Raw genomic sequence first — 12,206 nt, 5'->3', positions numbered from 1 at the left:
CCCGCCCCACCAGCAACTGTCCGATCCTGGCATGCAGCTTCTCGACCTCGGCCTCAGCGACCTTCGCATTCTCCTGGACGGCCGACCTGCCGGCAAACACCGATGCCAGCCCCTCCATCGCCTGGCGCTTCCATTCGCTCATCATCGTCTGATGGATGCTGTGCCTGGCCGCCAGCTGGGCCGTGCCTGGCTCCCACGCAGCGCCTCCAAGGCCACCTTCGCCTTGAACTCAGCTGCGTACCGCGTCCGCTTTCCCCTCATCGGATCCGTCCTTCATGCAGAACGAACCAAGCTCATCCACCTGTCCCAAATCCCGGGACCACCTCTGTACCGGCCTCTGATGGCCTGCTCCGCCCGGACCCGTCAGCCGTCCCGCTCCTGCTTGGCCAGTTCCACCGCCGCACGGACTTCGATCTCGGCCAGCACGTCCGCCAACTCCGGCTCGATCGCCGTCGGTGCCTCATCGCCCAACACGGTGCGCAGCCGGGCGAGGCAGGCGGAGTCGTCGCCGGCACCCAGCAGCGCCAGCTGAAGATCGCTCAAGGCCGCCAGCAGCGCCTCGCCACGGCGCACTGCCCGCTGCCGCCGCTCATCCAGCTCAGGCGACACCTCCTGAACGGCCAGCATGGTCTGCAAGGAGGCGAGGGCTGCGGTGGAGCCGGGTCCGGGTGCCGGGCGGAGGCTTGTCGGCTCCCCGGGCATCCTGAACTGCCCGCTGGATACACGGCCGATCTCCCGGCTGTGGCTGGCGGCGAATGTGGCGAGCGGCTGGATCGGCATCACGGTTGTCGACCTCCTGATGCCGGATCTTAACCAGATTGGATGAATCAATCGTTAAGAGCGGCCGGCCGTCCCTGGAGCTGTCTCTCCCAGGGCCGTCCGAGTGCGTAGGCAAGGACCTGGTCCGCCGACAGCGGCGTTCCCAGGAGCGGGCCCTGCACCAGGTCGCAGCCCTGGGCCAGCAGGAAGTCCAGCTGGCGGGCCTCGGCAACGCCTTCGGCCACGGTCTCGATTCCGAGCCCGTGCGCCAGCTCGATGATCGCCCGGATGATCGCGGCGTCGCCCTGGTCGTTGATCGCGGCATGGACGAAGCCGGAGCTGATGCGCAGCCGGTCGATCGGCAGGCGCCGGAGCTGCAGGAGCGAGGCGTGGCCGGCGCCGAAATCAGTCAGCGAGAGGCCTACGCCGCGCTGGTGCAAGGCCTGCAGCACCTCGCCGATCGCGGCACCGTCACGGCCGAGCAGCATGGCCTCGGTGATCCCGATCTCCAGGTGGCAGGGCGCCACCGGGCTGCCGGACAGGGCCTTATCGACGATCCGGTACAGCTCGCCCGCCATGACGGAGGCGGGGCCGAGGCGGACGGTCAGGCGCTCCAGTGCCAGGCCGGCACCCTGCCACCAGCTGGCATCTTCCAGCGCATGACGCAGCAGGCCGGCCAGGAGCGGGCCCATCAGCCCGCTTTCCTCGGCGATCGGCAGGAAGCTCTCCGGCTCCAGGCTGCCCTGCTGGGGGTGCAGCCAGCGGACGGTGGCGTCGAACGAGATCCTGCCGGCAGCGCCCGGCCGCACCACCGGCTCGTAGCGCAGCGCCAGCTCCGGCCCGTCCACCGCGCGCCGCAGCTCCCGCTCCATGCGCCGGCGCGTCTCGGCCTGGATCCGCATCTCTTCGTCGAAGAAGCACCAGCGGCCCCGGCCGCTCTCCTTGGCGCGGTAAAGGGCGATGTCGGCGTGCTTGAGCAGGTCGCCGGCCGTGGCCGCATCATTCGGAAACACGGCGATGCCGATGCTGGCACAGGGCCGCAGTTCCTGGCCCTCGAAGCTGAACGGCCGTGCCAGCTCCACCAGGATCCGCGACGCGATCACCGCAGCGTCGGTCGGCCGACGCACCGCGTCCAGGATCACGGCGAACTCGTCGCCGCCGAGACGCGCCACGGTGTCCTGGCGGCGCCGCGCGTGCCTGAGGCGGCTCGCCACCTCGAGCAGGAGAGCATCGCCGGCATCGTGGCCGAGCGTGTCGTTGACGTCCTTGAACGCGTCCAGGTCGACCAGCAGCAGTGCCGTGATCTGGCCATGCCGTTCGCCCCGTCCGACCGCCTGGGTCAGCCGCTCATGGAAGGCACGGCGGTTGGGCAGCCCGGTGAGCACATCGTGATGTGCCAGGTGATGCAGGCGCTGCTCTGAGATCTTGCGCTCGGTGACGTCGATGTTGACCCCGACCAGGCCGATCACCTGGCCATCCACTTGGATCGGCACCAGGATCGTATCGAGATGGTAGACGTCGCCGCCAGTCCCGTAGGTCTCGTCCAGGCGCAGGTGCCGGCCCTGGAGCACCTGCTCGACATTGGCCTGCCATCTCCGCTTCACCTGGGGTGGCATGTCCAGGTCGATCATCCGCTTGCCCAGAAGGTCGCCCCAGCGCGCCCGGGCCGGGGCGTTCAGCATCACGTAGCGCCCTTCGGCATCCTGGATCCACAGGCCGAAGGGCAGGCTCTCGATCGCCGCGGCCAGCTTCGCCTCGCTCTCGCGCCGGGCGCGCTCGGCTGCCTTGCGTTCGCTGTTGTCGATGCTGACGCCGACCAGGCCGTCGATCTGGCCCTGCTCGTCGCGCACCGGTGCCACGATCTCCTCGACCTGGATGGTCCGGTCGCCGATCTGGTAGGTGAAGTCGCCGCGCATCATCTGGCCGGCCAGGGCACGGCGGTTGTTCTCGGCCCAGACATTGGCGATCTCTGCAGCGACCCCGGTCTCGTTCGGAGTGCGGCCGAGATGGGTGCCCCACAGGGCCCGGCCGACGGCGTTCTGCAGGATGTAGCGGCCTTGGGCGTCGCACAGCCAGAAGTCGAACGGCAGGCTGTCGATCACCCGGCCGAGGCGACTGCGCTCCGCCCGCACCGCGGCTTCCGCCCGCGCCTGCTCGCGGATCTGCCGGCGCAGCTCCATCTCGCTGGCGACGATCGCGGCACAGTCGGTCAGGAGCTGGCGCTGCTGGCGGCTCAGGCGGCGCCGGCGCCGGTCATGGATGCTGAGTGAGCCGACCACCGCACCGCCCGGCATGACGAGCGGCACGCCGGCATAGAAGAACAGGGGGTCCGGCCGGTCGACCAGCGGGTGGTGCGCGTGGCGCGGGTCCTGCCGGGCGTCCTGGATGACCAGGAGCCGCCCCGCCGCCACCACGCGTGGGCAGAAGGACACCGTGCGGTCGATGCGGTGCATCCGCTCGATGCCGAAGCTCGACATGGTCCAGGCATGGCGGTGCCCCAGGAGCAAGATGGCGACGTGCGGCACCTGCAGGACGGTGCCGAGCAGCCTGGTGACCCGGTCGAAGCTCTCCTCAAGATCCTCCAGCCGCACGTCGTTGCCGGCCAGCCCCACGAACTCTTCCCGGCGCTCGGGGGTGACTGGGCCGCTCATCCGCGCGCTCCGCTTCCTGGCAGCAGGACGCATGCCGCCACTGCCACCCGGCCGATCTGCCTGGGTGCGGATGCGCATGAGGGACGCAAGCGGGCGGACAGGCTCAGGATGACGTGCGCTGCGTTCCCGGGCTATCTGGAGGCGATATCAACGACAGCGCGGTACGAGTCATGGCCAATCCTCGCCCTCAGGCATTTGATCCTGATCTTGCCATTCCACCGAAAGGCGAAGCAACCCTGGAGGGTTATGCCTCCGACGACGGCATCCTCACGACGGGCACCTGGACCCATGCCGGCGGAACACTCACCGCCGAGTTCGCCTACGACGAGGTGTGCATCCTGTTGTCCGGTCACGTCCGCCTGACCGACCATAGCGGCTATACGGCCGAGTTCAAGGCTGGTGAAACATTCGTGATCCCGAAAGGTTTCAAGGGTACCTGGGAAACGATAGAACCCGTGCGTAAACACTATATTATTTTCGATTCCTCCCGGAAGACCTCATGAATTCGTCAGATGTTTCGCTCGGCAGCACTTGAAAGGTAGCGGTGGCTGAGCGCGTGGTAGATTGGTTGCGGACAGACCAGGCGCGAGGCCCCCAGGGCCAGAATGGCGGTAGCCATGAGCGGGACGGTCATCGCCGTGCCCGCCGTCATTTCGAGGACGATCACAACCGTCGTTAGAGGTGCCTGCACCACGCCCGTGAAATAGCCGGTCATGCCGATCAGCACGATCGTGGCCGGCGGAACGCTGGGAAACAGCACGCTCAACTGCTGGCCGATGCCGGCACCGACCGACAGGGATGGCGAGAAGATGCCGCCGGGCAGGCCACTGATCGTCGAGAGCAGCGTGGCGGCCAGCTTGGCCGGGCCATACCAGAAGCCCGGATCGGCAGTGCCCTCCAGCAGACCGCGTGCTTGATCATAGCCGGTGCCATAGGTGGCCCCGCCGGTGAGCAGCCCCAGCACTGCGATCAGCAGCCCGCAGCCAGCCGCGAACGCGACCTTGTGGCGCAGTATGCCGGCGAGCCAGGCACGCCGCTCACCGAAGGCGAACAGGATCACCAGCCGGCTGAATCCCCCGCCCAGCAGGCCGCCGATCACGCCGCACACGACTACGGCGAGCCAAGTGCCGGCACCCGTGGGCAGGGCGTCCGACTGACCGAAATAGGTGTAGTTGCCGACCAGGGCCAGCGAGACGAGGCCTGCCACGATCACGCTGGAGAACACCAACCAGCTGTTGCGCTGCTGGAAGGAGCGGCCGAGTTCCTCGATGGCGAACACCACGCCAGCGATCGGGGTGTTGAAGGCCGCGGCGATCGCCGCGGCACCGCCCGCCAGCAGCAGGCCCTCATAGCGTCGCCCGCCGGTGCGGCCGAGCACGTGCATGATCGAGGCGCCCACCTGCACGGTCGGACCCTCGCGTCCGATCGACGCCCCGCAGACGATGCCAAGGAGAGTCAGGCCGATCTTGCCCAGCGCCAGGCGTAGGGCCAGGAGGCGCTGCCGACCGGCTGGAGAGGCGACCTGGCGGGCCGCAATGGCCTGAGGGATGCCGCTGCCCTGGGAACCCTGGAAGTAGCGTTCGGTGAGCAGCGCCAGCAGGGCGAAGCCCAGCGGTGTGACGGCCAGCATCACCCAGGGCGACCAGCCGGTCATGACCTGCAGCAACTGATAGGCGCTGTCCGCGAGCTTCGCGAACGCGACCGCCACCACGCCGATCAGGGCGCCCCCGCCCCAGAACACGGCCTGTTGCCGCCATCTGGGGCCGAGGAACAGCTGCCGGCGCATCCGCCGCCACCAGCCAGTAAGACCTGTCGCCATGCCTGCCGATCACCCCGCTGCCGATTCGTCGCCGGCGACGGATGGCATGCCCACGGGACGAGGGCGAGCGGCTTCGAGTCGGTGCGTCCGCCGATCAGCCCGTGGCGCCGGTGGTGCCTTCCTGTGCCACGCGCAGGTTGTTCACCACGAACTTCACCCCAGGCGTCCCGGTCGCGACCGCCTCGGCCTGCGCGCGCAACTTGGCACTGACCACCGTGCCGGCCAGGGTGACTTGGTCGCCGACCACGTCGATCTGCACCTGCGGCGCGTCCGCATCGAGGCTGCGCACCATCCGGCTGGCGATCTCGTCGCGGATCCGGTCTTCGTCGCTCATTGTCGGCCTCATCCTGATGGTTGTGGTTCGGCGTGGAAAACGGCAGCGGGCAGAGTGCGTTCCCCCCACTGGCGGCGGCGATGCACGGATGCAATCATCGACCGCGGACGAGGTCGCCGGACCTGACGGCGGCATGAACAAGCAAGCGACGAAAACAGGGAGGTGTCATGGACCCGCTGGCCACGCGGCCACTCGGCCGGACCGGTATCCAGCTCAACCAGATGGGGTTCGGCGGCGCACCGCTGGGTGACCTGTTCGACCGGCTCAGCGAGACGCAGGCGGAGACGACACTGCAGGCGGCCTGGGACAGCGGAATCCGCTACTACGATACGGCCCCGTGGTATGGGCGGGGGCAGTCCGAGCATCGCTTCGGCCGGTTCCTCTACCGCCAGCCGCGCGACGGCTTCGTCCTTTCCACCAAGGTCGGCCGGATCCTCAGGGCACCGCGCCACCCGGACCGGTTCGAGAGCGGCTTCTGGGCCGGCGGCCTCCAGTTCGACCATGTGTTCGACTATTCCTACGACGCGATCATGCGCGCCTTCGAGGACAGCCTGCAGCGTCTGGGCATGAACCGGATCGACCTCCTGATCATCCATGACCTGGACTTTCGTCATCATGCCACCGAGCCGAAGGTGGCGGCCTATCTCGCCCAGCTGCTCACCGGGGGCTTCCGGGCGCTGGAGGAATTGCGCGACGCCGGGATCATCCGGGCGATCGGTGCCGGCATCAACGAGCTGGGGATGATGCCCCGCTTCCTCGACCTGTTCGACCTGGACTTCTTCCTGTGCGCGCTGCGCTACTCGCTGATGGAGCACGACGTCCTGGACAGCGAGTTCCCCTATTGCGAGCGGCGCCAGGTGGGCATCATCGTCGGCGGCGCATTCTCCTCCGGGATCACCGCGACCGGACCGGTGCCAGGCGCCAAGTATAATTACGAGGACGCGACGCCTGAGGTGCTGGACAAGGTGCGGCGGATCCAGGCGGTCTGCCAGCGGCATGGCGTGCCCCTGCCGGCCGTGGCCCTGCAGTTCCCGCTGGGTCACCCGATCGTCAGCTCGGTCATCCCCGGCGGCATCCGGCCGGAGCACGTCACGCAGAACATCGACCACATGCAGCGCGCCATTCCGGCCGATCTGTGGGCCGAGCTGAAGCACGAACAACTGATCCGCGCCGATGCACCGGTGCCGGCAGCGGGAGGACAGCAGCACTCATGACCAGGATCACGCGCGTCGAGCTCACCTCGTTCCGGTTCGAGGTCGAGGGGCTGAGCCTGCCGCGGCACGGGGCGGCCGGTGTGGGCAACCTGATCGCGCTGAAAGGCGGGCGGATGCCGGCGGTGCGCTGGGCGGTGCGCATCTTCTGTGAGGATGGCTCCGAAGGCGCCTATGTCACGCACTGGGTCGGCACCGCCGCCTCGTTCGCCCAGGCGCAGATGCTGGCCCCGCATCTGATCGGCCGCGACCCGGACACGCGCGAGCAGATCTGGGACGACCTGAAGCGCGAGGTACGCGCCTACGATCATATGGGCCATGGCCCGATCGATATCGCGCTTTGGGACCTGGCGGGCCGGCGCGCTGGCATGTCGGTCGCCCGGATGCTGGGCGGCTGGCGCACGCAGCTGCCGACCTATGCCAGCACCTATCACGGCCAGGACGAGCCGGGCGGGCTGGATTCGCCCGAGGCCTTTGCCGAGTACGCGGCCATCTGCAAGGCCAAGGGCTTTGCCGGCTTCAAGATCCATGGCTGGCACGATGGCAATGTCGCCCGGGAGATCCGCACGATCCATGCGGTGCGCGAGGCGGTCGGCGACGGCTTTCCGCTGATGCTGGACCCCGCCTGCCAGCTGCGCACCTGGATGGACGCGCTCCAGGTCGGGCGGGCCTGCGACGATGCGGGCTTCTTCTGGTTCGAGGATCCCTATCGTGATTCCGGGATCTCGCCGGAGGGCCACAAGCGGCTGCGCGAGAAGCTGCGCACGCCGCTGCTCACCTGCGAGCATGTCCGCGGGATCGAGCTCAAGACCGCGTTCATCCTGGCCGGGGGCGGCGACATGATCCACGCCGATCCGGAATACGACATGGGCATCACCGGTGCGATCAAGATCGCCCATGTCTGCGAGGCGCTGGGCCTCGACCTGCAGTACCATGCCTGCGGGCCGGCGCACCGGGCGGTGATGGCGGCGACCCGCAATACCCATTTCTACGAGTTGGCGCTGGTCGGCCCTGGGATGAGGAACGCGGTGCCACCGGTCTATACCTGCGGCTACTCGGATGACGAGGCGGACCTGCCGGCGGAAGGCGGGATGCCGGTTCCGGACGGTCCGGGCCTGGGCGTCGCCTATGACTGGGCGTTCATCGAGCGGAACAAGGTGGCGGAAGCGGTGTTCACGGCGTGAGATCCACGCCGATCGAGGTGCCCGCCCGATGCTGATGGTGGCCGACGACCTGACCGGTGCCGCCGACTGCGCGGTGCAGGGCGTCCGCCAGGGGCTGTCCGCACTGGTCGCCATGTCGCCGGCAGGCCTGGGCATGCCGGCCGATCTGGTCGCGGTGGATGCCGACACGCGCTCGCTTCCGGCAGAGGCCGCGGCATTGCGGGTGGCGGATCTGATCCGGATGGCGCCGAAGGACCGGCGGCTGTTCAAGAAGGTCGATTCCACCCTGCGCGGTCATGTCGGTCCCGAGCTGGCAGCGGCGCTGCAGAGCTGGCGAATGGTACACCGGGTACGTGCCGTCGCGCTGTTCGCCCCGGCCTTCCCGGCGACCGGCCGCACGATCATCGGCAGCCGGCCGTTCCTGCACGGTGAGCCGCTGGAGGCGACCGAACTGTGGCGGCGCGAGGGCAGCGGTGCGTCGATCGCCCTGCCCGCCATGTTCCAGGCGGCCGGGCTCGCCACCGCCACCGTGACCTTGGTCACGATCCGCAGCGGGGAACTGGCAGAGACCCTGCCCCGGCTGGCCGAAAGCACCGACGTGCTGATCTGTGACACAGAGACCGATGCCGACCTCGCTGCCCTCGCGACCGCATCGCCGGCTCTGGGCGACGCCATGATCCACGCGGGCTCGGCTGGGTTGGCCGGTCAGCTCGTCCGCACAATGAGCCCGAGACCCGGACCGGCTCTTGCCGGCGTGCCGCCGGTTCCAGCACTGCCGCTCCTGTTCGTGGTCGGCAGCATGTCGAGTGTCTCACGTCGTCAGGCGGCGAAGCTCGGGCGGCAGTCTGGCATCCGGTCGCTGCCGGTGCCGCTGGCAGAGCTGGTCGCCGGGAGCGAAGCCGCCCTGGCACCCTGGTGCCAGCAGCTGCAAAGCGCTCTGGTCCGGGGCGAGGACGTTGTGCTGGTGCCGGAACCGGACGGTCCGGAGGATCTGGGCCACGCCCTGCCGCTGCGCCGGGCCCTGGCCATCCTGGTGGCGTCGGTGGCAGGCCGTATCGGCGGCCTGTTCCTGACGGGCGGCGAGACCGCGCGGGCCGTCCTGGACGCATGCGGCGTGACCGGGCTCAGCCTGCACCGCGAGGTCGAGCCGGGCGTGCCGCTCGCCACCGCCCTTGGCCGCCACGGCTTCGGCGTCGTCACCAAGGCCGGGGCTTTCGGTGACGAGCGGACGATGCTCCATTGCCGCCAGGCACTGCTGGACCTCCGGCAGCCCGCTTTTCCACCTTCTGCAACGTGTGGATCGGAATTTCCCTCATGAACAGGCCCGTGATCGCGATCACCATGGGCGATGCTGCCGGCATCGGTGCCGAAGTCATCATGAAGAGCCTCGCCCATGCCGATGTCTACGAGCGCTGCAAGCCGGTGGTGATCGGCGATGCCGCCCGCCTGGAGCTGGCCGGACGGATCGTCGGCAAGGAGCTGAAGGTGCGCTCTCTCACCGAGAAGGAGCTCGGCCAGGGCAGCTTCGTGCACGGCACCGTCGACTGCGTCGACCTGAAGCTGATCCCCGCCGACCTGCCGTTCGGCCAGATCTCGCCGATTGCGGGCGATGCGGCGTTCCGGTTCATCGAGACCGCGACTAGGCTTGCCATGGCGCAGGAGGTGGACGCGATCTGCACGGCACCGATCAACAAGGAGGCGATGCACGCGGGCGGACATCGCTATCCCGGGCACACCGAGATCCTGGCCGATCTCACCGGCACCGAGGAGGTGTCGATGATGCTCACGGCACCGGGGCTGAGGGTCATCCACGTGACCGTCCATGTCGGGCTGATCGACGCGATCAACCGGATCGAGCCGGGCCTGGTCGAGCGGACCATCGCCCGCGGCAAGGCGGTGCTGGAGCGCGCCGGCCTCGAGCGACAGAAGATCGGCGTGTGCGGGATCAACCCGCATGCGGGCGAGAACGGCCTGTTCGGCTATCGCGAGGAGGAGACCAAGATCGTCCCGGCGGTAGAGGCCTGCCGCGCGCGGGGCTGGGACGTGGAGGGCCCGCTGCCGGCCGACACCCTGTTCTTCCGTGCCGGTCGCGGCGACTTCGACATGGTGGTGGCGATGTACCACGACCAGGGTCACACGCCGATCAAGGTGCTGGGCATCGATTCGGGCGTGAACATCACGGTGGGATTGCCGGTGATCCGCACCTCGGTCGACCACGGCACCGCCTTCGACGTGGCCGGCAAGGGCATCGCCGACGAGCGCAGCCTTCTGGAAGCACTGCGTCAGGCGATCGCGCTGACCGCAGCGTAGTCGGCGTCGCTCACCTGCTCCAGCCAGGTGGTCTCGCCGGCCTCACCACCCTCCTGGATCGCAAGGTGGACCATGGTCGTGGCCGGCGTGGCACCGTGCCAGTGCTTCTCGCCCGGCGGGATCCACAGTGTATCGCCCGGGCGGATCAGCACGGCCGGTTCGCCCGCGGTCTGGAACAGGCCGAGCCCGCTCAGCACGTGCAGTGTCTGGCCGAGCGGGTGGGTATGCCAGGCCGTGCGCGCACCGGGCACGAAGCTCACGCGCAATGCCCGCACCCTGGCCGGTGCGGGCGCCTGGATGATCCGGTCGATCCAGACCGTGCCGCTGAAATAGTCGGGATTGCCCGGGATGCTCGGCTGGCTCCCGGCAGAGGTCAATTCCATGCAGCACTCCCTGGTCTGCCGTATGCTCAACTCTCTAAATCAGTCGGATGCCGGGGCAGGCGGTCCGCCGTGTCGAACCATGGCAGCCGGCTCGACACCCAGATGTGCTGGTCGGGTGCCAGCAGGTCGGCCCGATCGAAGGCCGCAATGGCCAGGTCGAGCCGATCCGGCTCTGCATCGCTCCGGAAGGCGAGCGGTGAGCCGCATTCGCCGCAGAAGGCGCGAGTGGCTTTGGGGCTGGAGCGGTAGATGCGAGGTGGGGTGCCGCTCCAGGTGAGCGAGGCGGCAGATACGGTCGCCCAGGCGACGATCGGGGCACCGGCGGCGCGCTGGCACATCCGGCAGTGGCAGTAGAGCAGGGCGAGTGGCTGATCGGCGAGCCGGAAGCGTGCCGACCCGCACAGACAGCCACCCTGCCAGCCTTCCGTATCAGTCAACATTATCTGTTCACCGCAGCCCGCTCCTGGCGACTTCAATGGCCAAAAGCAGGCACGGTTCCGCGGATGGCAGAGATGGCGCCAGCGGCACTCAGCACCGGATGGCGAAGGCGCTTAGTGCAGGAGCTCGTCTTCGTTGCGCTCATGGTCATGGTCGGAGAAGCCATCCGGGCGGGACAGCACATCCTGGATCAGTTCGCGCACCCGTTCCGATTCCAGATCATTGCCGGCGAGAATGTCCGCCAACCTTGCAACCAGCTCCACGTCCGCGACCCGCAACGTGACCTCAACCGCTTCTAGCCGCTGCCGCTCGGACCACCGTTCAGGCTCCGGAAATTCTCTGCCCATTGTCATATTCTCCCGCACTAACTACCGGCCACCCCTCGCCCGATCCATGCATTCGGACGAGGGACGATCGGAGGGGGAGAATATACTGGCTATGTACTATTGGACATGCGCACGATGACGCTGCCCCTCACCAGCCAGAAGCGTGTGCCTACGGTGTCTCCAGCCATTCCTTGAAGCTGAGGGTAGGTTTCTTCGGCATGGAAGAGAGGATGATGGCGCGCAAGCGCTCGGAGGCACGATCGTCTGGTGCCAGCGCCCGGGCCACTCGCCGGATCAATTCGGCGTCCTGCTCGCGGACGCACACCTCGACCCGCCGAATACCGTTCTCCGTCATGCGCCGACGATGGGTCTGCAGCGAATCTTTCATCGTATGGTTGCCCTGCAATGTTACATAACTGTGCTTTAGGTTTAGAAGTAACACCACGAAGAGACTATGCCGTGCTCCTATAATATAGGAGTTCCATATCCCGAAAGCAGAAAATGTCGGGCCGGTACGGGCGGTGACCCAGGGTACGCCGCCAGGCTGCGGCGGCATCTGAGGAATGGCCGTGTTGCCGCCTTCACAAGGCGTGGGCGGCAGCCGTCATCTCCTGGCCGAGATAGGCCTCGACCCGGGGATCGCGGACCAGATCCGCAAAGCTCCCCTTGCGTTCCGCGCGCCCGCCATGGACCAGCAGGAAGCTCTCGCCGATCTCGTTCAGGATCTCGAGATGGTAGCGTGCGGTCGGGTGCAGGCAGACGAACACCAGCTTGCCCTCGGCGCGCAGCCTGCGGAAGAAGTCGAGCATGAA

The 12,206-nt window shown here is 68.0% G+C and carries 13 protein-coding genes and 1 pseudogene; 5 read left to right on the top strand and 9 right to left on the bottom strand.

From position 1 onward, the window contains the following. Positions 1-363 precede the first annotated feature (363 nt). The gene (locus VNS22_RS13440; protein WP_325733205.1) at positions 364-780 is read right to left on the bottom strand and encodes a flagellar assembly protein FliX; all 417 of its coding nucleotides are present in this window, start codon (positions 778-780) and stop codon (positions 364-366) included. 47 nt (positions 781-827) lie between these two features. Next, positions 828-3,410, bottom strand: a complete 2,583-nt coding sequence (locus tag VNS22_RS13435) for a sensor domain-containing phosphodiesterase (RefSeq protein ID WP_325733203.1) — start codon at positions 3,408-3,410, stop codon at positions 828-830. A 170-nt stretch (positions 3,411-3,580) separates the two neighbouring features. Between VNS22_RS13435 and VNS22_RS13430 the strand changes: the two genes are divergently transcribed. After that, complete coding sequence (locus tag VNS22_RS13430) at positions 3,581-3,913, top strand: cupin domain-containing protein (protein ID WP_325733202.1); 333 nt, start codon at positions 3,581-3,583, stop codon at positions 3,911-3,913. Positions 3,914-3,918: 5 nt separating this feature from the next. On the opposite strand, the gene VNS22_RS13425 is transcribed toward VNS22_RS13430, so the two are convergent. Then, positions 3,919-5,229, bottom strand: coding sequence for a chloride channel protein (locus VNS22_RS13425; protein ID WP_325733200.1), 1,311 nt, complete (start codon positions 5,227-5,229; stop codon positions 3,919-3,921). A gap of 94 nt (positions 5,230-5,323) precedes the next feature. Continuing rightward, complete coding sequence (locus VNS22_RS13420) at positions 5,324-5,563, bottom strand: BON domain-containing protein (RefSeq protein ID WP_325733198.1); 240 nt, start codon at positions 5,561-5,563, stop codon at positions 5,324-5,326. Positions 5,564-5,730: 167 nt separating this feature from the next. Between VNS22_RS13420 and VNS22_RS13415 the strand changes: the two genes are divergently transcribed. The 4 genes from VNS22_RS13415 to pdxA are packed head-to-tail and all read left to right on the top strand — an operon-like array spanning position 5,731 to position 10,247. Beyond that, the gene (locus VNS22_RS13415) at positions 5,731-6,777 is read left to right on the top strand and encodes an aldo/keto reductase (RefSeq protein WP_325733197.1); all 1,047 of its coding nucleotides are present in this window, start codon (positions 5,731-5,733) and stop codon (positions 6,775-6,777) included. Continuing rightward, complete coding sequence (locus VNS22_RS13410; RefSeq protein WP_325733195.1) at positions 6,774-7,958, top strand: enolase C-terminal domain-like protein; 1,185 nt, start codon at positions 6,774-6,776, stop codon at positions 7,956-7,958. The genes VNS22_RS13415 and VNS22_RS13410 overlap by 4 nt, the downstream gene beginning before the upstream one ends. 28 nt (positions 7,959-7,986) lie before the next feature. Beyond that, entirely contained in the window at positions 7,987-9,255 is a 1,269-nt protein-coding gene (locus VNS22_RS13405; protein WP_325733193.1) for a four-carbon acid sugar kinase family protein, read from the top strand. Further along, positions 9,252-10,247, top strand: coding sequence for a 4-hydroxythreonine-4-phosphate dehydrogenase PdxA (pdxA, locus tag VNS22_RS13400; RefSeq protein WP_325733192.1), 996 nt, complete (start codon positions 9,252-9,254; stop codon positions 10,245-10,247). The genes VNS22_RS13405 and pdxA overlap by 4 nt, the downstream gene beginning before the upstream one ends. On the opposite strand, the gene VNS22_RS13395 is transcribed toward pdxA, so the two are convergent. The 5 genes and pseudogenes from VNS22_RS13395 to VNS22_RS13375 all read right to left on the bottom strand — a co-directional run. Further along, positions 10,220-10,630 (bottom strand): (R)-mandelonitrile lyase, encoded by a 411-nt coding sequence (locus VNS22_RS13395; protein WP_325733191.1) that lies wholly within the window; start codon positions 10,628-10,630, stop codon positions 10,220-10,222. The two genes, pdxA and VNS22_RS13395, sit on opposite strands and share 28 nt — an antisense overlap. 26 nt (positions 10,631-10,656) lie before the next feature. Next, entirely contained in the window at positions 10,657-11,070 is a 414-nt protein-coding gene (locus VNS22_RS13390; protein WP_325733189.1) for a GFA family protein, read from the bottom strand. 111 nt (positions 11,071-11,181) lie between these two features. Then, entirely contained in the window at positions 11,182-11,313 is a 132-nt protein-coding gene (locus tag VNS22_RS13385) for a hypothetical protein (RefSeq protein ID WP_325733187.1), read from the bottom strand. Positions 11,314-11,563: 250 nt separating this feature from the next. After that, complete coding sequence (locus tag VNS22_RS13380) at positions 11,564-11,782, bottom strand: hypothetical protein (protein WP_325733185.1); 219 nt, start codon at positions 11,780-11,782, stop codon at positions 11,564-11,566. Between the two features lie 193 nt (positions 11,783-11,975). Further along, a pseudogene (locus VNS22_RS13375) lies at positions 11,976-12,206 on the bottom strand (hypothetical protein); the annotation flags it as partial.

The organism is Geminicoccus sp. (genome assembly GCF_035556675.1).
In the GTDB taxonomy this organism is placed as follows: domain Bacteria; phylum Pseudomonadota; class Alphaproteobacteria; order Geminicoccales; family Geminicoccaceae; genus Geminicoccus.
Note: the sequence above shows the minus strand (reverse complement) of the source record. Positions and strands in the feature narration are given on the sequence as shown.

Bases quoted from the DNA above. Each gene is read 5' to 3' on its own strand.
- VNS22_RS13440 (WP_325733205.1), bottom strand. From the start codon at position 780: ATGCCGATCCAGCCGCTCGCCACATTCGCCGCCAGCCACAGCCGGGAG.
- VNS22_RS13435 (WP_325733203.1), bottom strand. From the start codon at position 3,410: ATGAGCGGCCCAGTCACCCCCGAGCGCCGGGAAGAGTTCGTGGGGCTG.
- VNS22_RS13430 (WP_325733202.1), top strand. From the start codon at position 3,581: ATGGCCAATCCTCGCCCTCAGGCATTTGATCCTGATCTTGCCATTCCA.
- VNS22_RS13425 (WP_325733200.1), bottom strand. From the start codon at position 5,229: ATGGCGACAGGTCTTACTGGCTGGTGGCGGCGGATGCGCCGGCAGCTG.
- VNS22_RS13420 (WP_325733198.1), bottom strand. From the start codon at position 5,563: ATGAGCGACGAAGACCGGATCCGCGACGAGATCGCCAGCCGGATGGTG.
- VNS22_RS13415 (WP_325733197.1), top strand. From the start codon at position 5,731: ATGGACCCGCTGGCCACGCGGCCACTCGGCCGGACCGGTATCCAGCTC.
- VNS22_RS13410 (WP_325733195.1), top strand. From the start codon at position 6,774: ATGACCAGGATCACGCGCGTCGAGCTCACCTCGTTCCGGTTCGAGGTC.
- VNS22_RS13405 (WP_325733193.1), top strand. From the start codon at position 7,987: ATGCTGATGGTGGCCGACGACCTGACCGGTGCCGCCGACTGCGCGGTG.
- pdxA (WP_325733192.1), top strand. From the start codon at position 9,252: ATGAACAGGCCCGTGATCGCGATCACCATGGGCGATGCTGCCGGCATC.
- VNS22_RS13395 (WP_325733191.1), bottom strand. From the start codon at position 10,630: ATGGAATTGACCTCTGCCGGGAGCCAGCCGAGCATCCCGGGCAATCCC.
- VNS22_RS13390 (WP_325733189.1), bottom strand. From the start codon at position 11,070: ATGTTGACTGATACGGAAGGCTGGCAGGGTGGCTGTCTGTGCGGGTCG.
- VNS22_RS13380 (WP_325733185.1), bottom strand. From the start codon at position 11,782: ATGAAAGATTCGCTGCAGACCCATCGTCGGCGCATGACGGAGAACGGT.